General features: G+C 61.9%; 26 protein-coding genes. 8 read left to right on the top strand and 18 right to left on the bottom strand.

All coding sequences use genetic code 11. The features are described 5' to 3' along the window. Positions 1-77: 77 nt before the first annotated feature. Genes exoZ through exoY form a run of 4 tightly spaced genes read right to left on the bottom strand, consistent with a single transcriptional unit; the run spans position 78 to position 4,396 of the window. Positions 78-1,085, bottom strand: coding sequence for an exopolysaccharide production protein ExoZ (gene exoZ, locus ACTJKL_RS10395; RefSeq protein ID WP_440852826.1), 1,008 nt, complete (start codon positions 1,083-1,085; stop codon positions 78-80). Beyond that, positions 1,082-2,389 carry an O-antigen ligase family protein gene (locus tag ACTJKL_RS10390; protein ID WP_440852825.1) on the bottom strand — a complete coding sequence of 436 codons (1,308 nt, stop codon included), beginning with the start codon at positions 2,387-2,389 and terminating at the stop codon, positions 1,082-1,084. The genes exoZ and ACTJKL_RS10390 overlap by 4 nt, the downstream gene beginning before the upstream one ends. A 7-nt stretch (positions 2,390-2,396) precedes the next feature. Next, on the bottom strand, positions 2,397-3,662 hold the full coding sequence (gene exoF, locus ACTJKL_RS10385) for an exopolysaccharide production protein ExoF (protein ID WP_100670360.1): 1,266 nt from the start codon (positions 3,660-3,662) through the stop codon (positions 2,397-2,399). 53 nt (positions 3,663-3,715) lie between these two features. Next, positions 3,716-4,396 carry an exopolysaccharide production protein ExoY gene (gene exoY, locus ACTJKL_RS10380; RefSeq protein WP_100670362.1) on the bottom strand — a complete coding sequence of 227 codons (681 nt, stop codon included), beginning with the start codon at positions 4,394-4,396 and terminating at the stop codon, positions 3,716-3,718. 770 nt (positions 4,397-5,166) lie between these two features. On the opposite strand from exoY, the gene exoX reads away from it, so the two are divergent. Then, entirely contained in the window at positions 5,167-5,463 is a 297-nt protein-coding gene (gene exoX, locus ACTJKL_RS10375) for an exopolysaccharide production repressor ExoX (RefSeq protein WP_440852824.1), read from the top strand. 133 nt (positions 5,464-5,596) lie between these two features. Beyond that, the gene (gene exoU / locus ACTJKL_RS10370) at positions 5,597-6,625 is read left to right on the top strand and encodes a succinoglycan biosynthesis glycosyltransferase ExoU (RefSeq protein ID WP_440852823.1); all 1,029 of its coding nucleotides are present in this window, start codon (positions 5,597-5,599) and stop codon (positions 6,623-6,625) included. Here the strand turns inward: exoU and exoV are convergent. Together exoV and exoW are read right to left on the bottom strand one after the other, a co-directional pair. Beyond that, the gene (exoV, locus tag ACTJKL_RS10365; protein ID WP_440852822.1) at positions 6,616-7,566 is read right to left on the bottom strand and encodes a succinoglycan biosynthesis protein ExoV; all 951 of its coding nucleotides are present in this window, start codon (positions 7,564-7,566) and stop codon (positions 6,616-6,618) included. The two genes, exoU and exoV, sit on opposite strands and share 10 nt — an antisense overlap. A 114-nt stretch (positions 7,567-7,680) precedes the next feature. Then, positions 7,681-8,640 (bottom strand): succinoglycan biosynthesis glycosyltransferase ExoW, encoded by a 960-nt coding sequence (gene exoW / locus ACTJKL_RS10360; protein ID WP_440852821.1) that lies wholly within the window; start codon positions 8,638-8,640, stop codon positions 7,681-7,683. Positions 8,641-8,764: 124 nt separating this feature from the next. On the opposite strand from exoW, the gene exoT reads away from it, so the two are divergent. From exoT to ACTJKL_RS10335, 5 genes are all read left to right on the top strand, one after another. Further along, complete coding sequence (gene exoT, locus ACTJKL_RS10355; RefSeq protein WP_440852820.1) at positions 8,765-10,249, top strand: succinoglycan biosynthesis transport protein ExoT; 1,485 nt, start codon at positions 8,765-8,767, stop codon at positions 10,247-10,249. Positions 10,250-10,624: 375 nt separating this feature from the next. Then, positions 10,625-11,200 carry a thermonuclease family protein gene (locus tag ACTJKL_RS10350; protein ID WP_275599051.1) on the top strand — a complete coding sequence of 192 codons (576 nt, stop codon included), beginning with the start codon at positions 10,625-10,627 and terminating at the stop codon, positions 11,198-11,200. A gap of 19 nt (positions 11,201-11,219) precedes the next feature. Beyond that, positions 11,220-11,477, top strand: a complete 258-nt coding sequence (locus tag ACTJKL_RS10345; RefSeq protein ID WP_018097026.1) for a hypothetical protein — start codon at positions 11,220-11,222, stop codon at positions 11,475-11,477. Between the two features lie 142 nt (positions 11,478-11,619). Beyond that, on the top strand, positions 11,620-11,910 hold the full coding sequence (locus ACTJKL_RS10340; RefSeq protein ID WP_018097027.1) for a type II toxin-antitoxin system TacA family antitoxin: 291 nt from the start codon (positions 11,620-11,622) through the stop codon (positions 11,908-11,910). Continuing rightward, the gene (locus ACTJKL_RS10335; protein WP_440852819.1) at positions 11,903-12,427 is read left to right on the top strand and encodes a GNAT family N-acetyltransferase; all 525 of its coding nucleotides are present in this window, start codon (positions 11,903-11,905) and stop codon (positions 12,425-12,427) included. The genes ACTJKL_RS10340 and ACTJKL_RS10335 overlap by 8 nt, the downstream gene beginning before the upstream one ends. 444 nt (positions 12,428-12,871) lie before the next feature. Here ACTJKL_RS10335 and ACTJKL_RS10330 read toward each other — a convergent pair whose 3' ends face one another. The 11 genes from ACTJKL_RS10330 to osmF form a co-directional block, all read right to left on the bottom strand. Then, a complete protein-coding gene (locus tag ACTJKL_RS10330) occupies positions 12,872-13,255 on the bottom strand; it encodes a VOC family protein (protein WP_440852818.1) in 384 nt (127 codons plus the stop codon). 148 nt (positions 13,256-13,403) lie between these two features. Further along, complete coding sequence (locus ACTJKL_RS10325) at positions 13,404-13,904, bottom strand: GNAT family N-acetyltransferase (protein WP_440852817.1); 501 nt, start codon at positions 13,902-13,904, stop codon at positions 13,404-13,406. 2 nt (positions 13,905-13,906) lie between these two features. Continuing rightward, entirely contained in the window at positions 13,907-15,037 is a 1,131-nt protein-coding gene (locus ACTJKL_RS10320; RefSeq protein WP_440852816.1) for an ABC transporter ATP-binding protein, read from the bottom strand. Between the two features lie 88 nt (positions 15,038-15,125). Continuing rightward, on the bottom strand, positions 15,126-16,355 hold the full coding sequence (locus tag ACTJKL_RS10315) for an ABC transporter substrate-binding protein (protein ID WP_018097032.1): 1,230 nt from the start codon (positions 16,353-16,355) through the stop codon (positions 15,126-15,128). Positions 16,356-16,384: 29 nt separating this feature from the next. Then, on the bottom strand, positions 16,385-17,242 hold the full coding sequence (locus ACTJKL_RS10310; protein WP_440852815.1) for a carbohydrate ABC transporter permease: 858 nt from the start codon (positions 17,240-17,242) through the stop codon (positions 16,385-16,387). After that, a complete protein-coding gene (locus tag ACTJKL_RS10305) occupies positions 17,239-18,123 on the bottom strand; it encodes a carbohydrate ABC transporter permease (protein WP_102764449.1) in 885 nt (294 codons plus the stop codon). Before ACTJKL_RS10305 ends, ACTJKL_RS10310 begins: the two co-directional genes overlap by 4 nt. A 12-nt stretch (positions 18,124-18,135) precedes the next feature. Then, the gene (locus tag ACTJKL_RS10300; RefSeq protein ID WP_018097035.1) at positions 18,136-19,296 is read right to left on the bottom strand and encodes a Gfo/Idh/MocA family protein; all 1,161 of its coding nucleotides are present in this window, start codon (positions 19,294-19,296) and stop codon (positions 18,136-18,138) included. Positions 19,297-19,483: 187 nt separating this feature from the next. Then, on the bottom strand, positions 19,484-20,221 hold the full coding sequence (locus ACTJKL_RS10295) for an ABC transporter permease (RefSeq protein WP_440852814.1): 738 nt from the start codon (positions 20,219-20,221) through the stop codon (positions 19,484-19,486). Then, positions 20,221-21,159 (bottom strand): ABC transporter ATP-binding protein, encoded by a 939-nt coding sequence (locus ACTJKL_RS10290; RefSeq protein ID WP_018097037.1) that lies wholly within the window; start codon positions 21,157-21,159, stop codon positions 20,221-20,223. The genes ACTJKL_RS10295 and ACTJKL_RS10290 overlap by 1 nt, the downstream gene beginning before the upstream one ends. Beyond that, positions 21,156-22,355 carry an ABC transporter permease gene (locus ACTJKL_RS10285; protein ID WP_018097038.1) on the bottom strand — a complete coding sequence of 400 codons (1,200 nt, stop codon included), beginning with the start codon at positions 22,353-22,355 and terminating at the stop codon, positions 21,156-21,158. The genes ACTJKL_RS10290 and ACTJKL_RS10285 overlap by 4 nt, the downstream gene beginning before the upstream one ends. Before the next feature lie 78 nt (positions 22,356-22,433). Next, a complete protein-coding gene (gene osmF, locus ACTJKL_RS10280; protein WP_018097039.1) occupies positions 22,434-23,351 on the bottom strand; it encodes a glycine betaine ABC transporter substrate-binding protein OsmF in 918 nt (305 codons plus the stop codon). Between the two features lie 238 nt (positions 23,352-23,589). On the opposite strand from osmF, the gene ACTJKL_RS10275 reads away from it, so the two are divergent. Continuing rightward, positions 23,590-24,963: an FAD-containing oxidoreductase gene (locus ACTJKL_RS10275; RefSeq protein ID WP_440852813.1), complete on the top strand. Its 1,374-nt coding sequence runs from the start codon at positions 23,590-23,592 to the stop codon at positions 24,961-24,963. A 216-nt stretch (positions 24,964-25,179) separates the two neighbouring features. Here ACTJKL_RS10275 and ACTJKL_RS10270 read toward each other — a convergent pair whose 3' ends face one another. Beyond that, a complete protein-coding gene (locus ACTJKL_RS10270) occupies positions 25,180-25,974 on the bottom strand; it encodes a dimethylarginine dimethylaminohydrolase family protein (RefSeq protein ID WP_102762391.1) in 795 nt (264 codons plus the stop codon). Between the last annotated feature and the right edge of the window lie 30 nt (positions 25,975-26,004).

Genomic DNA, 26,004 nt, shown 5'->3' with positions numbered 1-26,004 from the left:
CAGCGACCGTGGCTGCCGGAAATGACGGGGCAGCCCGGCCTTCCAGGTAAACCGTTCGGGCTTTTCCTGGAGGTGCTCTATTCGGCCGCTCGGCGTGCCGGGCCCGCCGTGACACGCCGGGCGCGGCCGCGCCGCAGCAACGGGCGTTCGAGCATCATATAGGCAGCGATCCCTATGAGCGTTCCCGAAAGAACCCCCGCGAACATCGTCACGGGTGCGCCGAGCCCGATCGCAAGGCCTGCCTTGGCCACGACAGAAATCGCAAATGTGTGCCAGAGATAGATCGAATAGGAGGCGTCTCCTAGAAGCCCCGGCAGCGGCAGCGCCCGCACGCAGCCGTTCACCTCGAGCGAAAGCACCCCGGTGACGAGCAGAACCGCCAGCGGCCCGGTCGTCAGTTCGTCGAATGGCAGACCGAGCACACCGATGAGAGCGAAGCCGCCGAGCGAGCAGGCGAGCAGCGCAAAACCGACCGCGAGCGGCGGTACCCTGCCCTTCAGCCAGAACTCCCCGATGATCATGCCGGCCACGAATTCCAGAATGACCGGTCGCGAATAGGTCAGCATCACCGGATCGTCGAAGGCGACGACGCGGCCTGCGATCACCAAGGCAAGGAACAGCCCTGTGACGACGGGCAGCCGCCAGTTGCGCGGCATGAACAGCGAGCCGGCGAAGACCGCGTAGAAGAGCATTTCGAAGTTGAGCGTCCAGCCCTGCACCAGCACAGGCCATATCTCTCCACTGCTCGGCGAGCGCGCGGGGACGAAGAACAGCGACGACAGAACATGTTCCAGTGTCAGCACCAGATTGGGGAACAGACCCGCCAGTGCGCCCGCGACCATCACGGCGGTCGCGAGCCAATAGACCGGCACGATGCGGCGGCAGCGATCGGCGATGAATTCTACGGGGGTCACGGATCGGCGGTCGCTGATGACCCACATGATGAAGCCGCTGATGACGAAGAAAACATCGACGCCGGCGGCTCCGATCGTGAAATGATGGCCTGTCTTTTCCGCAGCATGGAAGAGCACGACGGCGATTGCCGCAGCCGCGCGAAGATATTGAATACCGTAGATCGTCTTCAATGGCCGTCTCCCGGCCGCGGCACCATCGGGCCGAAAGATCGGCCGTAGGGCGCCGGATGGAATCCTGCCGGCCAGAGCAGGGTCGCTGCCTGCCGGCGACGCGGTATCGTCAGTTTCCCCGCCGTGAAGTACAAAAGGAAGGATCCGACGTGGTAGGGGGTGAGAATATCGATTTCGACGAAGGCACGAACGAAGAGCAGCGCGCCGACACCGAAGAGCACCATCGCCTCCGGATCGCGATCCTCCGCAAGGAGGCGCTTCAACTGGCCGACGAGCGCTGTGACCAGCACCATGGTAAGCAGGATCAGGCCGACCAGGCCCGTCTCCACGACCGCTTCGATGAAGGTGTTGTGGAAATGGAACCCGGCGCGCGAACCGATATAGAATTCCTCCCATAGCCGCTCGGCCTCGGAGAAGCCCTGCACCCAATAGGCCTGGTAGCCGACGCCGAAGAGCGGCGACGCCTTCGCCGCCTCGATGCCCTGCTGCCAGAGATAGGTGCGCCCGGTGAGCGTGGAATCCTTGCCGAAGGCGCCGAGGATCAGATCGACGCCGCCGGCATAGATCATCGCGACGGCGGCAACGCCGCCGAACACCGACGCGGCAATGAAGAGGAGCTTCCTGCTCGCGGGACGCAAGGCCGTGATCGCCCGCATCCCGATGCAAAGACCGATGACGGCCGCGGTCGTCAACACGGAGGTCGCCGATTGCGACGTCAGCAGGCAATAGGCGGCAAGCAATCCGGCAACCCCTGCCGCGCCCATCCACAGGCCCTTTTCCCCGAGCACAAAGACGGCCGCGAAGGCGAAGTAGATGCCGAGCGAGGCGTAGAAGCCCAACTGGTTCTTCGACGCGAATGCGCCAACGAAGCTGTAGGTGCCGTCCAGCGGATCGTAATGATAGGTACCGAAGAGCAGCGAATAGAGGAGCACGATTGCGGCGCCCGCAATCATGCCGCGCGTCAGCGTGCGGGTGTCGATCGTGCGCATCGCGATGAGCGCGCAGACGACATGGCTCAGATACTGTATTCCGGTGCGCAGCGACAAGGACGGGGCCGCAGACCAGAAGATCGAAATGCAGGCGAAGATGGTGAAGGCGAATATCCAGAGATAGCTGGCGTAGTTGCCGAGAACCTTGCGGTAGTCCACGAGGACGAGCGGCAGCCACAGGCCATAATAGGCGAGGATAGAAACCTGTCCGAAGCGCGCCGAATAGGCAAAGACGAAGAGCGACAAGGCCAAGGCGAAGATGCCGTAGACTTCATTCGCTCCAGGTCTGACAAGGCTCGCCTTGGATATCCTCATGCCTGCCTCACCGCATTGCCAGGGCAGTATTCACCTTGATGACATCGCCGGGGAGCACGGGTGTGTTCTCGTCGGCGGCGATTTCGGTCGGCTTGCCGTCCTTGTCGCGAATGATCGAATAGGTGATCTCGGCGGCCTGATCTTCGAGCTGGGCGGCATCTGCCGACTGCAGCAGCGCCTCGGTCATGAGATCCCGGCTGGTGCCGAGCTTCAACGTCAGCGTGTCCAGCTCGGCTTCGGTGTTCTGCAGTTCCTGAGCGAGCTGAGCATCCCAGTCGTTGCGGAGATTCGTTTCGTCCTGCGCCGCCTTGCTCGCATCCTGCTTTGCCTTGAGGGATGCGGTGTCGATGTCCAGCAGTGACGCCTGAACGTCTGCGACCCGCTGCTCGAGGGACAGTTTGCGCTGGCTGAGCGCCAGCCCTTTTTCGGCAAGGCTGTCGACCTTGTCGCGATCCTCGGTGGCAAGGTCGAGCTGGCGCGCCTGCGTTTCGGCTTTCTTTGCGAGTGCTTCTATCTCGCTTTGAAGAAGGGATCTCAGATCGGCAAGCGCATCGAGCTGACGCTTCTGGCGCTTGTCACGCGATTCCATAAGCGCGATCTCGCTGGCGAGCAGCTTGTCGGCGTCCGGAACGTTCTTGAGCTCCTCGGGCATGGGGATTGTGTCGCGCTTGCCGATTTCGGCAAGCAGTCGCGCGCGGCGAATGAGCAGGCGGCTGCGTTCCGCAACCTGCACCGCGGATTCCCCGCTGGCATTGATGTAGTCGCGCGCGAATCGCTGGCCGTTATCCGCCCGCCGCAGCCCTCCCCCGAGACTGACGGCCTTCAAGACCGTCAAGTTGGGAGCATAGGGGTATTCTCCCGGCGTCTGCACCTCGCCGGAGAGATAGATCGGACGATATTGCGCCATCTCCACCGACGCGGATGGGCGATCCCTGAGGCCGAAAAGCTTCTGCATCTTGACGCCGATCTCTTCGGCCACCTCCTGCGTCGTCTTGCCGGAGGCAGGCAGATCGCCGACGAAGGGCAGGGAAAGGTTGCCGGATGGGCCCACCGTATAGTCGCCGCTGACGGCAGACCAGTCGCGGACCGTTCCTTCGGCGGTTTGCCACTCGGCCACGCGAACCCGAAGCTTGTCCATGACGCCGAGCCGGTATTCATCGGCCGACGCCAGCGACGCCCCTGAGGCTGCGAGTGCAGCAAGGAGCGCCAGGCGGGTAAAATAGGAAGCCATGCGGGAACCAGCGGATTTCGCTGATCGTCTATTCGATTGCATTTTTGGATATTTCCGTTGCTCGACGTTGCCCGTGCCGGGCCGGCGCCAAGATTTCAATAGCTGCCGCGGGAGAGGCAGACGGCAGGGATCGTCTTGAAGACAATGACAAGGTCGGCGAAAAGCGACCAGTTCTGGACATATTGCGTGTCGAAAGCGACGCGCGTGGCGTAGGAGACGTCGTTGCGGCCGCTGATCTGCCAGAGCCCCGTCAGGCCGGGACGCGAGCGCAGATAAAACACGGCGGCCGAATCATAGAGTTCGAGTTCGTCTTCGACCACCGGACGGGGGCCGACGACGCTCATTTCACCGCGAATGATGTTGAGGAGTTGCGGCAACTCGTCGAGGCTGAGCTTACGCAGGACTGTCCCGACAACGGTGACACGCGGATCATTCTGAAGCTTGCGGGTCGTACGCCATTCTTCGTAGGCGTCGGGATTGTTCCTGAAAAACTCTTCCAGGACCTGGTCGCCCTTTTCCATCATCGTACGGAATTTCAGGCACTTGAAGGATTGGCCGTTGTGACCGATTCGGCGATGGCCATAAAAGACACTGCCGCCGTCCGAGAACTTGACGAGGGCCATGATGAGCAAAAAGAGCGGGCTGAAGAGAAGGAGGGCCACGGAGGCGGCAAGAATGTCGAAACTGCGTTTTGCCATGCCCCCGATCGGTCGGACTGCCCCGGTTTCCTCGGGGATAAAAAACGGCGAACTGGCCGAGCGAGTCGCGGACTTCATAGAGGTGACTCCATTTACGTTGGCGATTGTCGGTCCCGTGGGACGCGGGCTCATCTAACGTGAGTGTGTGGTCAGAATTTGTTTTTTAAAGGCGGAATGATGGCAGCCCTCCGACGCCCTTCCCCCAGAGGCTTCAAGCCAGCTAAAGTCGCGAAATATTACGAAGAGTTAATTTCGGAGAGCGCAAATCAGGGTCAGGATAGTTCCCCGCGGCATCACACACCGGAAACATCATCGAGGGCTAGTTATTTCGAATTATAAAGTATTGTTAATAGACGCATCATTCTGCACTGGCGGACGGCGGACCACTGGCGCCCGAAATTGACGCGCGGCAACTTTCCTCGACAGTTTTTGCATTGCAACATTTTATTGCGGCGCACAGTTGCTCGGGCTACCCGCCCAAACAGGTGTAACAAAAGTTGATTGGAAAAAAGGGCCGGCTACACGCCGTTAGAGGCAGCGTGCAAGACAGCTTTACGAAAGGCCCTGCAATTTTAGGGGCACGGCCGCCGCGTTCGCTCCGCATCCATTTCATGCGGCAAACTGCCCTCGAAATGGGGAACTTATCCTCGATCACACCCGTTTGAATTGTGCGAAATGGAGCCAATGCTTAAAGACGGCGGAAAGATTTCCGATGTATGGTCGACTGCAACAAAATAGCGTTTCCTGGTTGAAGAGAAAAGCGGGCGCTAATATAGTGGCCGGGCAGGAGGAGAGGGCAACAACTCTAATGAGGTTCCCAATCGCAGACCCGAAGGTAGGTTAGCGCCATGTTCGCACCGCGTGTTTTTCTGAGCATGATCGGCGCGTTGGCGGCTTTTGCCCTTGCAACTTATTACCTCAACGGATCGCTCGCCTCGACGGCGATTCAGACCCTGATCTGCGCAGTCCTTATTCAGGTCGGCTACTTCGTCGCCGTCCTGTTCCTCGTATGGAAAGAGGCACGGGAGCGCCGCAGGCTTTCTTCTCAGAAGCAGTTCGTGACGGCCGAAGCCGCCAACGATGAGAAGCAACCGGGGAAGGTCTCGTTGCGCAGACTGAACCGGCCTCATCATCTCAATTCCTGAGCGGCTGACGCTGCTCTCCTTCGCACTTGCAAAAAATTTTTCGCCTGACGCGTTTGCGACATGATCGCGCGGCATGGTTCGGCACCTTCGCGCCCTTGAGGCGCGGCAGCCGATAACTTGCTGGAGGCCTCACATGACCGCAGCCGCGCCGACGGACGTCTGCATCATCATTGCCGCAAAGAATGCCGCCGACACCATCGCACGCGCGATTGCTTCGGCGCTTGCCGAACCGGAGGCGGCAGAAGTCGTCGTCATCGATGACGGCTCGACCGATGATACCGCTTCGGTGGCACGCGCTGCGGATGACGGAACGGGGCGGCTGAATGTCGTTCGCTTCGAAGAAAACCGCGGCCCCGCGGCCGCGCGCAATCATGCGATTGCGATCTCGCATTCTCCGCTTATCGGCGTGCTCGACGCGGATGATTTCTTCTTTCCGGGACGTCTGGGCCAATTGCTTTCGCAGGACGGCTGGGACTTCGTCGCCGACAACATCGCCTTCATCGATGCCGCGCAGGCGGCAAACGCGCATGGCAGGATCGACCGATTCGACCCTACTCCCCGGCTCATCGATCTTGTCGGCTTCGTCGAAGGAAACATCTCGCGGCGCGGCTTGCGGCGCGGCGAAATCGGTTTTCTGAAACCGCTGATGCGGCGCGCCTTCCTCGACCAGCGCGGCCTGCGCTACAACGAGACACTGCGCCTCGGTGAAGATTACGATCTGTACGCTCGCGCCCTCGCCAATGGCGCGCGCTACAAGATCATCCACAGTTGCGGCTATGCCGCGGTCGTCCGCGGCAACTCGCTGAGCGGCAGTCACCGGACGATCGACCTCAAGCGTCTCTATGAGGCGGACCGTGCAATTCTCGCAGGGAGCCGACTGAGCAGCGACGGCGAAGCGGCGGTCCGCCGGCATGAGCGGCACATTCGCGACCGCTACGAACTACGGCATTTTCTCGATCTCAAGAATCAGCAGGGCTTTGGTCGTGCAATCGGCTACGCCCTGACCCATCCGGCCGCACTGCCGGCGATCGTTGGCGGAATTCTTGCGGACAAGACCGAACGTTTTCGTCCGTCCGGTTCGCCCGCGCCCCTCGCTCTCGGTGGAAAGGGCGAAGTGCGCTATCTGCTCGAGACTCTCGCCGTGGATCAGCCTCAAAAATAATCCCGGCGTATGCCGTCGAGCACAGTGCGGAAACGCTCCTTGCGCTCTGCCAGCGCACTGTCCCTGCTCAATTGCGGCGCCGCGCGGCTTGCCTGCCACAGCGCCAGCGTCGCCGGCGCAGCGAGCGCTCGCTTGGCGGCAGCGCGCAATGAAGTCTGGCGTGGTTCACGCTGGGCGACGGCCAGGTCTCCGTCGATCTGCCGGCGGTTCGGGTCCTCCGGCTGCGGCTCTTTCGCCTTGAAATCCATGCCCCAGAAACGGGCACCCTTGATCATGGCTTCCGCCCGCGTCGATACCGGCACCCGCCGGGGGCGATAGGTGACACCGAGGGTCTGGGCCCAGTCGTTCCATTTGAAACTGTTGATGCTGTGCGACGTACTGACCGCGGTCCAGGGAACGCGGAACGCGTCGGCCAGGATGGCGCCGTGCATGGATTCGGCGACGATAAGCTCCGACTGGCCGATCTTTCGGATGACGTCCTTGGCCTCGCCACGCGGGTCGATATAGTTGAGCCCGACCGCGTCGCAGATCGCCGGCCACAATCCGGCGATCGCCGATTCCCAGTGTGGTACGAAGCTTCTTTTATAAATCTTTCGAAGGTCTTGAAACTCCGGAAGGTCAGCGACCATCACCGCAGGATCGATGATGCCGAGCTCGGGAGCCACGCCGACCTTCGCAGCCGTCAGCGGGCCGCGGACCGAGCGGATATCCCACTCCTTAGGGTCGCTCATCTCGGGAAGCGTGCCGTAGCCGAAACCGCTGCCGATGACGAGCTTATGGGTGGCCTCGGGCAGCAGTGCGCGGTTCAAGACCGTTCCGACCCCGACGAGCAGCGTCTCCGGGTGGACCTCGCGAAAACCGGGCAGCAGGAAATCCCAAAGCCACAGGTTGAGGTCGTCACCAAAATTTCCGTGCTGGGATTCCCAATAATACGGCTTCATGACCGTCTCCGTTTGCAATGTGAGGCGACCCGACACGCGCCGCGGCGAATGTCGTCGCTTGATTTCCGGGTATTGTCAGCGCAAGCGGCGCGTGCCCGATCGGGCCGAAGGAGGTTAGCGGGATAGTTTTCCAACCGCCAACTCGGCGGCGCTGCCGATCAATCGCGGGTCTCGCCAGAGCCAGCGGGCAAGAAGATCGAATTGCGGCAGTTTCCTGCGCTTTATCCGGCGTGCCTGGCTCCATAGCGCCTGCCGACGCGCCGTATGCTTGTAGGATCGGATCGCCTCCATCGCCTTTGGCCGGTGACGATATCGGCCTTCGAGCGTGTCGAGTGCAACCCAGGTGTTGAACTGCTGCTTCAGGAACTGAGGCGAGTCGTTATCGATCGAATGAAAGATGTTGAGCCCTTCGCCGCGCACCGCGCCCGCTGCATCGCAAAGAACGACGCGCTTGGATGCGAGCACGCAGTCGCAGAAGAAGAGCACGTCCTCGGCCGCAAGCTTGAGCGTGGCCTCGAAGCGCACCTTTTCGAAGAGCTTGCGCCCGATCACCATGCAGGACATGTGAAGAAAGCTCCAGTTCTTCAGCATGACGTCCTGAAGCTCGGGGAGCTCGACGACGAGCGGGCTTTCCGAGAGGCGGGTGACCGTCTCGCTCTTTTCGAGATCCGCGACCCCGAAATGATAGTAAAAGGCGTCGCCGCCCGTGATCGAGGCCCAATAGCAGTCGGCGTCGAAACGCGTCATGCTTTGATAGGCGTTCAGGAGATGATCCGGCGTCCAGACGTCGTCGGAATCGAGGAAAGCGACGAAGTCGCTGTCGGCAGGAACATTATCGAGACCGGTATTGCGCGCGCCACCCGGCCCGCCGTTAGGCTGGCGGATGACGGTGATGCGCTCCCTTTTTTCCTGGGCGAGACCGGCAAGCTCGTCCGCTATCGGATAGGGGGATTCGTCGTCGATCACGAGAACGTGGAAATCCTCGAGCGTCTGAGCAAAAACGGATGCCAGCGCGCGCCGGAGAATTCCGGGTTCCTTCTGGTAGTATGGAATGACAACTGTGAGCTTCGCCATCTTTTCGCCCCTGCGGTTTCTCTAAAAAGAGTCTGCGTGGTCTCCTCCCACCGGGTCGCGGCCGTATATCTAGAGTTTGTCCTTTGCATTCCTCCTTCAAAGGACTTTCACGGAATCCTCGCCAATGACCCCAACCGTTAACGCAAAAACCGTAACGCGCAACGTCGGCTGGAGCGTTCTTTCCAAGACAGGGACATTCGGGCTTAAATTTGTCACGGTGCCGATTCTGGCCCGCATTCTGTCTCCCGAGGAGTTCGGCGCCGTCGCCGTTGCGCTCACCGTGGTGCAGTTCCTCGCCATGATCGGCGGCGCCGGCCTCACCTCCGCACTCGTCATCCAACAGGATGAGGAGATGGAAACCGTGCATTCGGTTTTCTGGGCAAACCTCGCCATCGCGCTCATGATGGCGCTCGGACTGTTCGTATTTGCCGAGCCTCTGGCCACGCTGCTCGGCGCGCCGGAGGCTGCCTACCTGCTAAGGATCATGAGCCTGCTGATCCCGTTGCAGCTGGGCGGCGACGTCGCCTATTCGCTGCTTGTCCGGAGGATGAATTTCCGCAAGGACGCCGTGTGGAGCATGATCTCCGAATCGCTCGGTGCCGTTATTGCCGTCCTTCTGGCGCTGCTCGGTTTCGGCATATGGTCGCTGCTCGCCCAGCTTTTCGTCTCGGCGCTGGTGCGCCTGTCCGGCCTCTATGCCGTTTCCCGCTACGCACCGCGCTTCGTATTCTCGCTGCAACGCGTTCTGGCGCTCAGCCGCTTCAGTTTCGGCATGATGGGCTCCGAGATCGCGAACTTCATCACCTTCCAATCCCCGATGGTCGTCATATCCCGCTATCTCGGGCTGTCCGATGCCGGTGCCTATTCGGCGGCAAACCGGTTCGCGAGCATCCCGAACCAGGTCGTCCTCTCCGCCGTCATGGGTGTGCTGTTCCCAACCTTCGGCCAGATGATGCATGATCGCGAGCGGCGATCACAGGCGCTGATGCTCAGCACTCAGGTGACCACCGTCCTGCTGGCGCCGATGATGTTCGGCCTCTGGGCACTTGCCGAGCCGGCGATGCTCGTACTTTTCGGGAGCCAATGGGCCTATGCCTGGCCGGTCCTCGGACTTCTCGCGCTATCGAAAGGGATTCTCACCCCCTGCAGCACGTTCATCCCCTATCTGAAGGGGGTCGGCCAGGGAGCCGTCCTGTTCTGGTGGGCGCTGATTCGCGCGATTGCGACAACGGGTGCGGTCGCCTACGGAGCCATCGACGGCTCGCTGGTGGAGGCGATGATCTGGCTGTGCATCGTCAATGCCGTAACGCTTGTCGGATACTCCTGGGTGGTGTTTCGTGCCGACAGCACGCCCTTCGTCAAGGGCTTGTTCCTATCCAGCCGGCCGATGATCGCGGCGCTGCTGATGGCGCTCGTCGTCCGTTTCCTGCTCGAGCATTTCGGCGCCCATGTGCCGAACGCCGTTCTGCAATTGGTCGCCGGAACGGTCATCGGCACCGTGATCTACACGGTTCTGATCCTTCTGACGGAGCGATCGCTGTTGCGGAGGCTCCTGGAAATGGCGCGAGCACGCAAGCCGAGAGCCGCTCCCGCAGGAGCCGCCGAATAGTCAGACGAGCCCGACTGTTGAGAAAAAGGGACGAGTCGTCCCGCCCTTTTGTTACCGCCAGGGCGCGGCCGCGGGAACGGTTTGCGGCACGCCGCGTTACAGTTCGACGGCAACAACATGGATGGTCGAGATGAAAGGCATTATTCTTTGGTTGATGGGCGTTCCCCTCATCGTCATTATCCTGCTCTATATGTTCGTCTTCTGACCGCGCGGCATCGCGAATCATCCGCCTGACGAGCAAAAGTCGCGCCATTACACGCGCTCAGTCACGCCGTTATGCACGCCGCGGTGGCATTCACCCATAGTTTTGAAGGATGTGAATGGCACCCACCTGGGTTAGCCTGTTCGGGTATTTCGGCTGGACGGGGATGGGGCATGATCGGCATCAAAAGCGCGGTAGCTGCCGGCGGCAGGCGCGCACCGCACTCGGCACGACCGGTCTCTGCCGGCGCGCGGGCACTCGGCGCCGCTCTGGCGACGCTTCTTATGACCCATAACGCCGAGGCCGCAGATCCGATCATTGGTCACGCCTCGGTGATCGACGGCGATACTATTGAAATCGCGGGCGAACGCGTCCAACTTAACAGTGTGGACGCGCCGGAAGAGTGGCAGGTCTGCCTCGATGAAAGAGGAGCAGATTATCGGTGCGGCAAGGAATCGGCCTCGGCCCTGGATGCATTCTTGTCGGCATCCCGTCCGACCCGCTGCGAGTTTGCCGGACGGGATCGTTACGGCCGCTTCGTCGGAACGTGTTTCCGGGCGGATGGCAAGGACGTGAACCGCTGGTTGATCGAGTCCGGGAATGCAGTCGATCGCGACACGGACAACAAAGGCCTCTATGCATCCGCGCAGCAAACTGCCAAATCGAACGGTGCTGGAATCTGGCGCGCACAGCCCGAACACGCCTGCGCGGCGCGCGTCGGCCGGGTAAACCGAAAGCCGAATTGTTGAAGGCTGCAAACGAGAGCCAATGATCTTAGAATTCTGGATACTGTGCGCCATTGTTACCGCCGTCGTCGCGGCGGTCAGAGGCGGCCATAGTCTGCTCTGGCTGCTCATCGGCTGTCTTCTCGGGCCGATCGGTGTTCTGGCGGCGATCTTCGTGCCTTCGCTCAAATCGAAGGACCCTTTGGTTGCGGCAAAACGCCAGAGCGAGGTTGACGAGCTGGCGAAGCCGCTTCGCGAAGGCGACACCAAGACCGTCTCCGCAAAGCCAAAGGATCGCTGAATCCCGATAATTTCAGGTCGGACCGTGCGTCCTTGGAGCGACCTATGGCCTGGCTCCGCCGACTGCACGGGCTAGGGCCGTTGAGCGTCATCTTGATATTCTTCTATGGTACGGCTATTATCCGTACATATAGGAGATCGATATGGCCCAGATGCAAGCTAATCGTGACGACCGCATCGAACTGCGCACCACGCGCGACGAAAAGCGGCTTCTCACCGCCGCCGCCGCCCATGAGCGGCTGGACGTAACCAGCTTCATCATGCGCGCTGTCCTGCCGGCCGCGCGCGAGGTGGTTGAGAACGCGGAACGTATTTCGCTGTCGGAGCGGGATTCCCTGCGCGTGCTCGATCTTCTGGAAAATCCGCCGGCCCCGACGCCGGCTCTGCTCGCCGCAGCCCGCCGCCGTATCGCACGAGACGGCAAGAGTGCTTGACTGGCGGGAGGAACCTATCGGACGCCACCATGACCGCAAGGCGTTCGATTGCGGCACGCCGGAACTGAACGAGTATCTACGCCGGCAAGCCCGTCAGAACCACGAAGGCGGCGGCTCCAAGACCTTCGTGGCGGTGGCTCCAACCGCGCCCGAAACCATACTCGGCTACTATTCCATCAGCCCCGCTTCAATTGCCTTCGCAAAAGTCCCCGCCCCCCTGACCAAAGGATTGGGCCGCTACGAGGTCGCCGTGTATCGGCTTGCCCGTCTGGCGGTGGCGCTTCCGCTGCAGGGTCGGGGGCTTGGCGGCGATCTTTTGCTGGCAGCCGGTGCGCGAGCGCTTGCCGTTGCCGCGCAGGTCGGTGGGGTGGCGCTTGCCATCGACGCCAAGGACGAGAAGGCGGCGTGCTGGTACGAGCGTTTCGGCGCAATGCCGCTGCTCGACAGCAGCCCCCTTAGCCTGATCCTGCCATTCAAGACCATCATCGACGCTCTGGATGCCGCGCAGGGCGAATAGCCGATCAGAAAAGGAACAACGAGACCGTCTCCGCAAGCCAAAAGATCGCTGAAGCCCGATAACGACCTATGGCCTAGCTCTGCCGACTGCACGGCCCTCAGGCCTGTTGAGATCGAATACCCGCCGCCGCTTGTTGAATTCCTCATTCCTGCGCTTGTCACAGGAATCCAGCCAGACCAAGTCCTTGGGCTGAAAGAACGCTTCCCGCGCCGCAGACGCGGCGCTGCTTTCATCTGTGACAAGCACAGAGATGATCGGCTACGATCAAAGGAAACATGCAGTGGGCGCACGGTGGTACTCAAGAAATTCAAGCGCATCGCCATTCGCCCTCTCGACAGGGACGGTGGATACGACATCTTTCGGGCGCACGTAGCTTCAAAGGGCTATAGCGTTTCACTGTTTCACAGGAACAGTGAACCACTCTCGACCCGGAACCTGCAACCGTCAGCGAGCCGCTGGCTGAAACAGCTCCACCATATTGCCGGAGGGATCGATCAGCAGTATCTGCGATCCGCCGGGTCCGGTCACGACGTCGTTGCGAAACCTGACGCCGGCGACACGCAGGCGCTCGACCTCGACAGCCAGGTCGTCGACGATGAGATGAATCCGGTTCCAGCCGCCCGGCGAAGGACGTTCGCCGTCAGGCATCGGCCGTCCCGCAGAGCTCAATGGGCCGCTCAGCAACAGCCGCAGGGCACCCCGCCTGACATCCGCGAAAGCGCGAGCGTGGTTGGAGAGAAGCGAAAAGCCGAGATGCTTCGTGTACCATTCGACCGCAGCCTCGACGTCATCCACCATGTAACGCACGTTGACGGTTGTATCCGACATTCCCGCCTCCCGATCCGAGTTCACCAAAACAGCCCAAATACGCTACCGATTTTCGCGCGATTACTGGCGACGTCAATGTCCCTTTCGCGGCTGCTGGTCCCCACCTCGTGCGGCGAGGGGGCGGCCCGCACGTCAGACGGGCCGGCACTCAATCGGCGATGCGTTTCACCATGATGACATCGTCAATCTCCCGGCCCTCGTGAAGAAAACCGCCTGGAATGCGGCCGGCTACAGAAAAGCCCTCGCGATGGTAAAATCGGATCGCCGTCGGGTTGTCGGCGCTGACGGCAAGCTCCAGCTGTTTGATGCCCCCATTTCGTGCGTAGTCCGCGACAGCATCCAGAAGCCGCCTCGCGAGCCCGGTTCCGAGCAGTTCCCGGCGCAAATAGACCATGACGAGCGTCGCGCGATGCGCCATCTTGCTGGCGCTCTGACGCATCAGGCCCATGATACCGACTGGGACATCGTCGTGGAAGGCAACGAAGACGGGGTTGTCGACGGTTCTGCGCCGCCACTCCTCCTCCGGCAGCTTTTCCCAATCTTCGGCGCTGCTGGCAAAGGAGGCAGGCTCCGTCGGAAGCGCCTCCAGCCGAATGCTGCGGAAGGTCGCGACATCGTCGATAACAAGCAGTCTTATCGTCGTGCTCACGATCAAGCCGCCGGGTCGAAGAGCGCCATGTCGATGTCGGTCATCTCGACCCGGCGCTCGAAGGCGACCCCGTTCTCGTGGAAGAGATGGCAGTCGGCGGCGCGGATGCCGGTCCTGATCGTTTCGTCCGCACGGATCGCGAGCGTTCCCGGCAGCATGGCGCAATAGTTCTCGCCCTCCCCGTCGAGCGCCACATAGGCCACGGTGTGAGCGCCGAGACGCTCGATTACCGATGGGGTGACCGTCAGCGTCAGGTCGGCGGCACCCATCTGGATGTGTTCCGGCCGGACTCCGAGCGTCAGGGATCGGCCGGCCATGCCTGCGCGGGGCATGACCGGCACAAGGACCGTCTGCCCCTTGTAGTCCACTTCCACGCCGGCCTCCGTGACGCCGGTGCAGATGACCGGCAGGAAATTCATCTTCGGGTGCCCGATGAAGCCGGCGACGAATATATTGGCGGGCTTGTGATAGAGCTCGAGCGGCGCTCCCGTCTGGGCGATCTCACCGGCATTCAGCACGACGATCCGGTCCGCCATCGTCATCGCCTCGACCTGGTCGTGCGTGACGTAGATCATCGTCGCCTTCAATTGGCGGTGAAGTTTCGCAAGCTCGATGCGCATGTCGGCGCGCAATGCCGCGTCTAGGTTCGAAAGAGGCTCGTCGAAGAGGAAGATCTTCGGCTCGCGCACGATCGCCCGCCCGATTGCCACACGCTGGCGCTGGCCGCCTGAAAGCATGCCGGGCTTCTGCTCCAGCCGCTGGTCGAGATGCAATATGCGGGCGGCATGCTCGACCTTCGCCTTCAGTTTCTCCTCGGGCATTTTCTCGACCCTGAGCGGAAAGGCGATATTCTCGAACACGCTCATATGCGGGTAGAGTGCATAGGACTGGAAGACCATGGCGATGCCCCGCCTGACCGGCGGCAGATCGTTAACGCGCTTCCCGTCGATGACGATGTCGCCGGCGGTCGTCTCGTCAAGCCCCGCGATCATTCTGAGCAAGGTGGACTTGCCGCAGCCGGAAGGCCCGACAAAGACCACGAATTCGCCATTCCCGACTTCGAGCTCGATGCTCTTCAGCACCTCGTAGGTGCCGTAGAATTTCTGAACCTTGTTGAGAGTGAGCTGTCCCAATAATCTGTCTCCGGCCACCGGCGAAGCGGCATTTCCGCCACTATGGAAGGCGGGACCGCCGAGCCGAGGCCCCGCGGTCCCGGCGGGCTTATTTGTACTGTTCGAGGTCGTCGGCCGCCTTCTTCAAGGCATCCGCCGGCTCGGCATTGCCGGTCACCACCGACTGAACCATCTCGATCATCGTGTTCTGGAAACCTTTGAAGTCCTTGAAGAGCGGCTCCGGACCACCATAGGCTATGCCGTCGATAAACGGCTTCCAGGACGGATCGGCCTTGACGAATTCGTCCACCTTCGGAGACGGCCGAAGCGGCGTCAGACCCGCACCGCCCTGCAACTCGTACTCGCCCTGCGGGCCGGGTGAGGTGATGAACTTGGCGAACTCGATCGCTTTCTCCTCGACACCCGTATCCTTGAACACCACAAGGCTGTCGGTGATCAGCAGGGTGCCTTCGCCCTTGGCCGAAGGGCCGAGCGGCAGCGGCGCTACACCCCAATTGACCTTCGTTTCCTTCAGTCGGGCGGCAGCTCCGGAGCCCGACTGGATCATGCCGACTTTCCCGTCAAGGAAGATGGCGCGGATTTCGTTCTGCTCGTAGGCCGTCGCCCCTTCGACCGAATAGGGGGTGATGTCCTTGTAGGCCTGCAGGGCGGCAAGGACTTCCGGGCTGTCGATGACGATATTGTCGCCGTCGATGACCTTGCCGTTATTGGTGTAAACCCAGTGCATGAACTGGTGCATGGTGTTGTCGAAGGTCTTGGCCGGAAGTCCGTAGCCCGCAATGCCGGTCTTTTCCTTGATCTGCTTGGCGAAGGCGATCTCTTCGGCCCAGGTTTTGGGCGGGACTTCCGGATCAAGACCGGCCTGTTTGAAAAGGTCCTTGTTCCAGTAGAGCGCCTTGGTGGAAAATGCGATAGGCACGCCCCACTGCGTTCCCTCGAAGGTTACCGTGTCGACGATATTCGGATAGTAGCCTTTTTTCTCGTCCTCGGTCATGGGGACCGGAACGATCAATTCGTTCTCGGCGAACTCCTTGAGCGCGCGCGATCCGACATAGGCCATGCCGACAGGAGTCCCGGCCACGGCAAGCGTCGTCGCCTTGTCCTGACACTGGGCCCAGCCGACGACTTCGGGCGTGACCTTCCAGCCGGGATTCTTCCCCTCCCATTCCTTGATGTATTTCTCGTGGATAGGATCGATCGTGTCGCCGCAATAGATCCAGCTGATTTCCTGGTCCGCGGCCTGTGCGGCAACGCTGCCGAGAGCGGTCGATCCGAGCAGCGCAAGCGTGAAAAAGGTAGCTTTGCAAGCAATAGTCACTGATGAAACTCCCCTGTTTTAATGGTTGCTTATTGTTTCACCGCGCCGGCGGTCAGGCCGCTGACGAGATAGCGTTGAAGGAAGAAGATCACGATCACGGCCGGAGCGATGCCGACGAAGCTTGCCGCCATGAGCTCGTTCCAGACCACCTCCTGCCGGCCGAAATAGGCGAAAAGGCCCACGGGCAGCGGCATGTACTCGCTCTTTGAGTTGAAGGTCAGCGCGAAAATGAACTGCTGGGCATAGGAGCCGATGAAGGTCGTGATTGCCACAACGGTGATACCCGGCATGGCGATCGGCAGGATCACCCGGCGAAGCGTGTAGAAGTGGCTCGCACCGTCGACGAAGGCTGCCTCGTCCAGCTCGCGCGGGATGCGCATCATGTAGGTGCGCAGAAGCCAGATAGCAGACGGGATCAGGAAGGCGACACCCGGCACGATCATGGCGAAATAGGTATTCAGCACGCCGAAGCTGCGCATCAGCCGAAAGAGGGGGATGAGCAGCACGGCGCCCGAGAACATGTTGACCGCCAGGAAAGCGGCAAGCAGCGCCCCGCTGCCGCGGAACCTGAACCGCGCAAAGGCATAGGCCGCCGGCACCACCAGCACCAGCACGACGGCTGTCACGATGATGGAAATGAAGAAGGAGTTGAAGATATAGCGGGCGAAGCCCGGCACGCTCACCCACATGGTGCGATAGGCTTCGAGGGAGCCGTCCTCCGGCCAGAAGCGGTAGGGAGAGGAAAAAAGGCGGCTCAGCGGCTTCAGAGATACGAGGAAGCCTTCGACGAACGGCGCGAGGATGAAAGTGAGGAAGACGAAGATGCCCGCATAGATGCCGACGAGCTCGTACCAGCGATAGCGGTTGATCATTGCGGGCTGGCTCATCGGCTTTCTCCCGTGGCAAGGCGGTGCGTGACGCGGAAATAGGCGATGCAGAAGATCGACAGGAAGATGCAGATCAGTACGGCGCGCGCCGCGCCCTCCCCGTATTTCTTCGAGCCGATCGCGGTTCGGTAGGTGTCGATGATCATCGTCGTCGTGTCGCCGTTCGGCCCGCCCTGGGTCAGGATCCAGATGATGTCGAACGAGTTGAAGGTGGCGATCAGCGACAGCATCGACATGGTGATCATCGACGGCACGAGGAGCGGCAGGGTGATGCGGCGAAAGCGGTAGAAGCGCCCTGCTCCGTCGGTCCAGGCGGCCTCGTAGAGATCCTGCGGGATCGCCTGCATCGAGGCGAGCATATAGAGCGTTACCAGAGGCACGCCGATCCAGACGTCGGTGACGATGGTCGCCCAGAAGGCGGTGGAGCCATGCGCCAGGAAGGCGACCGGACCGTCCACCAGCCCCCAGTTCTGGAGCATACCGGAGATCATCCCGAACTGGCCGTTATACATCCAGCCCCACATGAAGATGCCGATCGCCATGGGCACGATCCATGGCGGCATGGTGAGCAGGCGAAAAAGCGCCCGCCCCGGCACTGCGGCGTTCAGCATCACGGCGCCGAATGTGCCGATGATCATCTTGATCGTCACCGAGAAGGCGGTCCAGACGAAGGTGCGGAGGATCACTTCCGCGAAGGTGGCGTTGAAGATCTTGTCGTAATTGGCTGTGCCGACCCAATTGGTCGTCTTCTTCAGCGAGGCATCGGTGAAGGACAGGATGAAGGTATCGACCAGCGGATAGGCGACGATAACCGTCACGTAGAAAACGGCCGGAAGAAGCAGGATCCAGGCGAAGATGATCGTGCTGCGCCGAACGCTCATCCCCTCCCCCTCTCAAGCCGCACGGGCATGCAGGGCTTCGTCGAAGCGGTCCCAGAGGGGCCGAAGATCGACGACCGTCCGTTTCATCCGCGCCTCATCCATGGACAGCGCCAGTATGCCCGCTTCCAACGCGTCGAGCGGCGAGACCGGAAGGGGACCGCCATCCCGCACATGCGCGATGATCTCGGCCGCCATCTGCTCGTCGGCGCCGTAGTGTTGCGAAAGCGCCGTCTCTTTGGCGTAGCGCTTCTCGACGACCTTCCTGCCCGACAGCACCTCGTGCACGTCCAGATAGCCGCGAATGAAGTCGCCTTCCGCCATGCCGCGCGAACCGACGACGCAAAAGCGGCGGAACTGATCCGGCACGTTGAGGTTGGTGTGGAAGTTCATCGCGACGCCGTTGGCATATTCGACGATGGCGACCTGATAGTCGATGATATCGCCGTCACTGTCGAAGACCTTGTCGGATCCGAGCCAGCCGCTCGGCTTTCGGTGGAAAAGCTGCAGGTCGTTGACGCCGTCGCGGCTGGGGTCATTGGCCGGAATGAAGCTCTTGCGGCCGCCGAAACTGGCGACGCGTTCCGGGCGCGCGCCGACGACGCCATTGTAGAGATCGAGATCGTGGCAGCATTTCTCGAGCATGAAGCTTCCGGCATAACGTCCGTAGCGGCGCCAGTCGCGCATGAAGAATGCGCCGTGATAGGGCTCTATGTGCTCGGCGGCCTCGATCGAAACCACGTGACCGAGCGTTCCCGCGGCTTGCGCAGCGCGCAGGTCACGATAGAGCGGCGCATAACGCAGCACGAGACCGACCATCAGCCGGTCGGGCCCGTGTTTCGAAAGCAGCGCCGCAAGTTCCAGGCTCTGCTCGATCGTACTGACGATCGGCTTCTCGCAGAAGACCTTGATGCCGGCCTCGAGACCGATGCGGATATGATCGAGATGCATGTGGTTCGGCGAGCCGATCATCAGGAGATCGAGCTCTTCGCCGGCGATCAGCTCCTCAGGCGTGGCGTAGGCCCTGCCGGCGGAAATGCCTTTTTCGGTAAGCGTGGCAAGGCCGGCTGGTTCGGGATCAACATATCCCGCGATCTCGAAGGCTTCGTCGATCGCCTTGAAGACATAGCCCAGATATCCCAGACGGAATCCGAGTCCGATTATCCCGACTTTCATGCTCGCGCTGTTCCCTTGTCTCCGCGTAATTATTTTTCGTAGACTGGGACAGAATTTTCACCTCGTCAATAAAAAATCGGAAATTGCGGCAGATTGTGAAATTCATTTTCATTCTCGGGCGTCAAGCTTAGCGCACGCGCCAGCAGCGGCCCAACGCATCCCACCATTCGATGGGACGCGAGGCGCTTCAGATGTGCGCTCGACCGGCGAATGCCCGTTCAAGCCCCTGGAGCGCATCGTGAATGAGGACGGCAAGCGCGCCGACGATCAAGCCGCCCTGGAGGACAAAGGCGAGGTTGTTGGACTGAAGCCCTGCGATGATGACCTCGCCAAGCGTCTTGGCCGCGACGGTCGAGCCGATCGTCGCCGTCGCGAGACTGATCACGACGGAAAGGCGGATGCCCGTCAGGATCACCGGCAGCGCCAGCGGAAGTTCGATCCTGAAGAGGCGTTGGCGCCCGGTCATTCCCGCGCCGCGTGCGGCCTCCATCACCGTCGGCGGCAGCGTCGTCAGACCGGTCAGGGCATTTTCGAAGATCGGCAGAAGGCCGTAGAGGAAAAGGGCGATCAGGGTCGGCTTCTCGCCGAAGCCGTAAATCGGGACCGCAAGCGCGAGGACCGCCACCGGCGGGAACGTCTGGCCGATGTTCACCAGACTGCGCGAGAGCGGCAGAAACTCGGCGCCGGCCTTCCGCGTAACGATGATCGCCAGTGATACGGCGACGAGGGTCGCGGCCACCGTCGCGACGAATACAGTACGCAAGTGCAGGACCGTCAGCCAGAACAGGCTGCCCTGGTTGTAGACGGCCGGCGCGTTCTCCTGCACCAGAGGTCTAAGCAGCGGTTCGAACCAGGCGGGCTGCAGCAGGAAAGCCAGCAATACGGCGAGCACGGTCAGCCGAAACAGATTGGGCAGGGTGACCATCACTGCCGCCTCGCCGCACGCTTCACGATCGCTTCGAGCGTGATCTTGCCCAGGATCGCGCCGTCCGCCGCCGCGACCGGCAGTGCCGAACGGCCCGTCCACAGAAGCTCCGACAGCGCGTCTCGCTGGCTAAGAACCTCCGGGACCGGCCGACCCTCGGCCGAGCCGGGCTCGACCGCCTCGCCGACTGTCTCGATGCCCAGTAGCCGGAATGGACGCTCGCTGGCGCCGACCAGCGTCTCGACGAAAGGTGTGGCGGGCCTGACGAGCATTTCGGCGGGCGTGGCATATTGCACCACCTCGCCCTTGTCCATCACCGCGATCCTGTCGGCAAGGTGGAAGGCCTCTTCCATGTCGTGCGTGACCAGGATGATCGTGGTGCCGAAATGTTTCTGGATGGCGGCGAGATCGTCCTGCGCCTTGGCGCGGATGATCGGATCGAGCGCGCCGAAGGGCTCGTCCATCAGGAGCACGTTGGGCTCCGCCGCCAGTGCCCTTGCAACGCCCACCCGCTGCTGCTGCCCGCCGGAAAGCTCGTGGGGGTAGCGCGGTCCGAATTCCGCGGGATCGAGCTGGAATAGCTTCAGCAGCTCCTCGACCTTGGCATCGATGCGGGCTTTTTCCCAGCCGAGCAGCGTCGGCACTGTCGCGATGTTCTGCGCGACCGTCCTGTGCGGGAAGAGGCCATGGCCCTGAATGGCGTAGCCGATGCGCCGGCGCAGCTCGAAACCGGGAATCGACCGGTTGTCCTCCCCGTCTATCCTGATCGTCCCGGCCGTCGGCTCGACGAGGCGATTGATCATTCTGAGGAGCGTCGTCTTGCCGGAGCCGGAGGTTCCGACGACGACGGTGACCGTATGCGGCGCGACCGTCAGCGACACGTCGCTCACGACCGCCGTATCGGCATAGCGCTTGGTTATTCCCTCGATTTCGATCATGCGGCGTTGCCTCGGCTGCGGTTCGGCATGGTCATCTCGATCAGGGCGTCGAGCACGATTGCGGCGGTAAAGGCCAGCACGACGGTAGGAATGGCACCGAGCAGCACCAGGTCCATCGCCGTCTGACCCACCCCCTGGAAGACGAAAACCCCGAACCCCCCGCCGCCGATAAGGGCGGCGATCGTCGCAAGCCCGATGTTCTGCACCAGCACGATGCGGATGCCGGTCAGGATCACGGGAAAGGCCAGCGGAAACTCGATCGCGACCAGGCGCTGCCGATCCGTCATGCCGATGCCACGCGCCGCGTCGGTGGCCGCGTGCGGCACGCCGGCAAGCCCGACGACCGTATTCGCGACGACAGGCAGCAGGGAGTAGAGGAAGAGCGCGACGAATGCGGGGGCGGCCCCGATGCCGCGGATGCCGATCGCCGCAGCGCCGGGAACATTCGCCGCGACCCAGCCGAGCGGCGCGATCAGAATGCCGAAAAGTGCAATGGAAGGGATCGTCTGGATGGCATTCAGGACATTGAGCACGCCGGCCCGCAACCGTTCGACGCGGTGACAGAGAATGCCGAGCGGCAATCCGACGACGGTCGCCGCGGCAAGCGAGCCGAGCGCCAGCGTCACGTGACGGCCCGCCTCGGTCCAGAACAGTTCGGCGCGGTTGGCATATTCCTTCATGATCGAAAGGTCGTCCCAGCGGCCGGTGACGAGCATTCCTCCAGCGAGGACGAGGACGCCCGCGAAAACGAAAAGTCGCAGACCAGGCCCCGGGTTGAGGCGGGTCAAGGCGTCCGCGAGCAACAATGAGAAGGCAAAGACCAGGACCCAGAAGCCGGAAGCCGGAGACACGCGTGCAAAGCTGTTGTCGGGCGGCGTCAGGTGATCGGCTGCCACCCCGATCAGAAGGGCGAGAGCTGCCAGCGCAGCCAGTGCCACGCCCATCCGCAAGAGGCGCGGCGTCCTCATAAACGCGACGGCGGCGCCGGCGACCACGAGGGCGAGGAGCCCGTAGCCGAGCGGCGGCGGAAGTGCCTCCAGGATGGCCCGCGCTTCGCCCTGAATGATCCGGTTTGCACGAAACGTCGCGAAAGGCGCAACGAAAGCGCCATAGAGGACGAGGATCGCGATGATCAGGCCGAGCTTGTCGAAACGGAAGGCCAAGCGTTCCTTTTTCTGGATGATGCCAATCGCCATTCAGCCGCCCGTTCGACGCAGGATGAGGGAGAGCGCGGTCGAAGTCTTATCGGACCAGCGCCCTTCCCCGGCGTCAAGCTATTTCAGGAAGCCGTTCGCCTTCAGGAAATCCTCGGCAACGGCCTTGGCCGACTCGCCCCCGACCTGCACGCGGCCGTTGAGCTCCTGCAGGGTGGTGAGGTCGAGCTTTTCGAAGACGGGCTTCAGGATCTCTTCGATCGCCGGATTTTCCTTGAGAACCGCCTCGCGGATGATCGGCGCCGGCTGATAGACCGGCTGGACGGCCTTGTCATCCTCGAGAACCACGAGACCGGAGGGCGCGATCCCTCCATCGGTGCCGTAGACCATTGCCGCGTTGGCGCCGTTCGTCTGGTTTGCCGCAGCCGCGATCGTCGCGGCAGTATCCCCACCGGAGAGCGTGATGAGCTGTTCCGGTTTCAGCTTGAAGGAATAGGTCGTCTGGAACGCAGGCAAGGCGGCGGCGGAATTGACGAATTCGGACGAAGCCGCGAGCACGACCTCGCCGCCGTCAGAAACGAATTTGCCGAAATCCGAGAGGGTCTTGAGGTTGTTCTTCTCGGCAACGTCCTTACGCAGCGCGATTGCCCAGGTGTTGTTGGCCGGCGACGGCGTCAGCCAGACGATCTTGTTGGCGTCATAGTCGAGCTTCTTCGCCTCTTCATAGGCTTTCGCCGCATCCTTCCAGGCCGGGTCGTCGGCCTTCTCGAAGAAGAAGGCGGCGTTGCCGGTATATTCGGGATAGATGTCGATTTCGCCGGCGATGATCGCCTTGCGCACGACAGGAGTGGCGCCGAGTTGCACGCGATTCGTCGTCTTGATGTCGTTGGCGTTCAGGACCGAGAGGATGATGTTGCCGAGAACGCCGCCCTCCGTGTCGATCTTCGAGGAAACGACGACGTCGGCTTCGGCAGCCGCGGTGGTGAGTGCAAGCGCAATGGCGGCACCGATCAGTGTCCTGGTGAAGTTCAGTCGCATGATTGTCTCCCTCGGTTTTGACCTCGAATTTTGATCACGCTTTCCGCGCTGCGTCCGGCCAAGACGTTCCATATATGTCAGCTTTCCGGAAAAAATCGAGCTTAAGCTGTCTGCACTTGATATCCGTTCCATGGCGCCCTCCGGATCGGGCGGCGCGCGTCGCCGTCGATGCGCATTGCAATCGGACGTAATGTGGACCACTCTTCCGCCCGGCGCCAGCATCTCCTCGGGGGTTGTCATGAACAAGCATTTCGATGCGATCATCATCGGTGCCGGCCAGGCGGGACCTTCACTCGCCGGACGGCTGTCCGATACGGGCAAGACCGTCGCGCTCATCGAGCGCAAGCTCTTCGGCGGCACCTGCGTCAACACCGGCTGCATGCCGACCAAGGCGATGGTCGCGAGCGCCTATGCGATCCACACGGCCCGACGCGGAGCCGAATACGGCATGACGACAGGACCCGTCTCGGTCGACTTCGGTCGCGTCATGGCGCGAAAGGAAAAAGTCCGGCTCGATGCCCGCTCAGGCGTCGAGAAGTGGCTCAAGGGTATGAAGAACTGCACCGTCTTCGAGGGCCACGCCCGTTTCGAAGGTCCGCGTGAGGTCCGCATCGGCGACGAACTGATTTCGGGGGAGCGGATCTTCGTCAATGTTGGCGGCCGCGCCGCGGTTGCCGATCTGCCCGGCGTGAACGAGATTCCTTATCTCACCAACAGTTCGATCATGGACCTTGACGAGCTGCCTGAACATCTCGTCGTGGTGGGCGGCAGCTATATCGGGCTCGAATTCGCCCAGATGTTCCGCCGCTTCGGCTCCGACGTCACCGTCATCGAAAAGGGCCCGCGGCTGATCGGGCGGGAGGATCCGGAGGTCTCCGACGCAATCCGTGAGATCCTCGAGAACGAGGGCATTCGAATACGCGCGAATGCGGAATGCATCCGCTTCTCTTACCATGCGGACGGCATCGTCGTGGGCGTTGATTGCACGTCGGGCGAGCCCGAGGTGACCGGCTCGCATGTGCTGCTTGCAACCGGCCGCCACCCTAATACGGATGATCTCGGCCTGGACAAGGCGGGCGTGAAAACCGACGAACGGGGCTATATCGAGGTCGACGACAGCCTGCGCACCAATGTTCCCCATATTTTCGCAATGGGCGACTGCAACGGCCGCGGCGCCTTCACGCACACGTCCTATAACGACTTCGAGATCGTTGCCGCCAATCTCATCGACGACGATCCGCGCCGGGTGAGCGATCGCATCCAGACCTACGCCCTCTATATCGACCCGCCGCTCGGCCGCGCTGGCATGACCGAAACCGAGGCCCGCAAGAAAGGTCACAAGCTCCTGATCGGGACGCGCCCCATGACACGGGTCGGCCGCGCAGTCGAAAAGGGCGAGACGCAGGGCTTCATGAAAGTCATCGTTGATGCGGAAACCAAGGACATCCTCGGCGCATCGATTCTCGGAACGGGCGGCGACGAGGCGATCCAGAGCATTCTTGACGTGATGTATGCGAAGAAGCCCTACACGACGATCGCCCGCGCGGTGCATATCCACCCGACCGTATCGGAACTCATCCCCACGGTGTTCGGAGATCTGTCGCCGGCGTAGCGTCGGGGGATTGCCCCTCATCCGCCTGCCGGCACCTTCTCCCCGCAAGCGGGGCGAAGGGACCCCTGGGTCCCTTCTCATGCTTCAACTCCGCTGGAAAACTGTGGCCGCGCCGCTTGTCCCTTCTCCCCGTTTCGGACGGGGAGAAGGTCGCGGCAGCGGGATGAGGGGCAGCATCCGGCCTATTATGTGGAACGCGGTCCTCGCCGGCTCCCGTCAAGCCTTTTCGCTGAACCACCTCAGCGACATGCAGGAAAGCCCCGCGTCGATCTTGCCTATTTCCGTGGTCTTCAGCGGCACGACCCTGTAGCCCGCCTTGTCGAGCATCTCGATCGTCCTGGGAAAATCGGAGCCGACCAAGACCACGTCGTTGACGCGCAGCGCGTTGGCCGCCGGCTCTTCGCCCTCCGGAATGATCATCTGCCGGAACTTCCCGAAGACGCCGGATCGTACAAGACGATCGGTGGAGAGGATCGTCTCGTCGTCGAGGAGCGAGCAGTCGGTCTTGAAATGCAGGACGCCCTCCGGGGTCGCGACGACCTCGCTCTTGCGCCCGAGCTTCTCGAGGCAGGCCTGCAGCGCCGCCGCGCCCGCCTTGTCGGTTCTCGCCGACAGGCCGATCATCACGCTTTCCCGCGTCGTCAGCACGTCGCCGCCGTCCGCATAGCCTTGCGGCAGCTCGAGCACCGTCTCGAACATGTCACGCAGCGTCGGCGCGATTTCCTCGACTTCCTTGACGCGCGTGGCCGCTCCCGGCCGAAGCAGGACTGCCCCCTCTGTGAAGACCAGAGCGGGGTCCTCCACGAAAATCGAGTCCGGAAAGGTCTCGAGCGCCGGCAGGACCGTGACCTTCACGCCGGCATCGCGCATCGCCTCGACATAGGCGTCGTGCTCGGCCTTCACTCCCTCATAGGTGGGGCTGCCGCGATCCTCCGCGCGCAAGCCGTTGACGACCGATCGTGACGGCGAACGCACGATGATGGAATTGAATCGATAGGCCGGACGCGTCATTGCGGACTCTTCTCCCTCAGTTTGACTTTT

It is taken from the genome of Sinorhizobium sp. 22678 (genome assembly GCF_052044265.1).
Lineage (GTDB): Bacteria > Pseudomonadota > Alphaproteobacteria > Rhizobiales > Rhizobiaceae > Sinorhizobium > Sinorhizobium meliloti_A.
This window is presented reverse-complemented; position numbering and strand designations above follow the sequence as displayed.

Excerpts from the sequence above, each read along its gene's own strand:
- ACTJKL_RS10310 (WP_440852815.1), bottom strand. The coding sequence starts at position 17,242 with ATGAGCCAGCCCGCAATGATCAACCGCTATCGCTGGTACGAGCTCGTC.
- ACTJKL_RS10305 (WP_102764449.1), bottom strand. The coding sequence starts at position 18,123 with ATGAGCGTTCGGCGCAGCACGATCATCTTCGCCTGGATCCTGCTTCTT.
- exoT (WP_440852820.1), top strand. The coding sequence starts at position 8,765 with ATGACCCCAACCGTTAACGCAAAAACCGTAACGCGCAACGTCGGCTGG.
- ACTJKL_RS10300 (WP_018097035.1), bottom strand. The coding sequence starts at position 19,296 with ATGAAAGTCGGGATAATCGGACTCGGATTCCGTCTGGGATATCTGGGC.
- exoU (WP_440852823.1), top strand. The coding sequence starts at position 5,597 with ATGACCGCAGCCGCGCCGACGGACGTCTGCATCATCATTGCCGCAAAG.
- ACTJKL_RS10340 (WP_018097027.1), top strand. The coding sequence starts at position 11,620 with ATGGCCCAGATGCAAGCTAATCGTGACGACCGCATCGAACTGCGCACC.
- ACTJKL_RS10330 (WP_440852818.1), bottom strand. The coding sequence starts at position 13,255 with ATGTCGGATACAACCGTCAACGTGCGTTACATGGTGGATGACGTCGAG.
- exoW (WP_440852821.1), bottom strand. The coding sequence starts at position 8,640 with ATGGCGAAGCTCACAGTTGTCATTCCATACTACCAGAAGGAACCCGGA.
- exoY (WP_100670362.1), bottom strand. The coding sequence starts at position 4,396 with ATGAAGTCCGCGACTCGCTCGGCCAGTTCGCCGTTTTTTATCCCCGAG.
- ACTJKL_RS10270 (WP_102762391.1), bottom strand. The coding sequence starts at position 25,974 with ATGACGCGTCCGGCCTATCGATTCAATTCCATCATCGTGCGTTCGCCG.
- ACTJKL_RS10285 (WP_018097038.1), bottom strand. The coding sequence starts at position 22,355 with ATGGCGATTGGCATCATCCAGAAAAAGGAACGCTTGGCCTTCCGTTTC.
- ACTJKL_RS10390 (WP_440852825.1), bottom strand. The coding sequence starts at position 2,389 with ATGAGGATATCCAAGGCGAGCCTTGTCAGACCTGGAGCGAATGAAGTC.
- ACTJKL_RS10290 (WP_018097037.1), bottom strand. The coding sequence starts at position 21,159 with ATGATCGAAATCGAGGGAATAACCAAGCGCTATGCCGATACGGCGGTC.
- exoF (WP_100670360.1), bottom strand. The coding sequence starts at position 3,662 with ATGCAATCGAATAGACGATCAGCGAAATCCGCTGGTTCCCGCATGGCT.
- ACTJKL_RS10275 (WP_440852813.1), top strand. The coding sequence starts at position 23,590 with ATGAACAAGCATTTCGATGCGATCATCATCGGTGCCGGCCAGGCGGGA.
- osmF (WP_018097039.1), bottom strand. The coding sequence starts at position 23,351 with ATGCGACTGAACTTCACCAGGACACTGATCGGTGCCGCCATTGCGCTT.
- ACTJKL_RS10350 (WP_275599051.1), top strand. The coding sequence starts at position 10,625 with ATGATCGGCATCAAAAGCGCGGTAGCTGCCGGCGGCAGGCGCGCACCG.
- ACTJKL_RS10345 (WP_018097026.1), top strand. The coding sequence starts at position 11,220 with ATGATCTTAGAATTCTGGATACTGTGCGCCATTGTTACCGCCGTCGTC.
- ACTJKL_RS10295 (WP_440852814.1), bottom strand. The coding sequence starts at position 20,221 with ATGGTCACCCTGCCCAATCTGTTTCGGCTGACCGTGCTCGCCGTATTG.
- exoX (WP_440852824.1), top strand. The coding sequence starts at position 5,167 with ATGTTCGCACCGCGTGTTTTTCTGAGCATGATCGGCGCGTTGGCGGCT.
- exoV (WP_440852822.1), bottom strand. The coding sequence starts at position 7,566 with ATGAAGCCGTATTATTGGGAATCCCAGCACGGAAATTTTGGTGACGAC.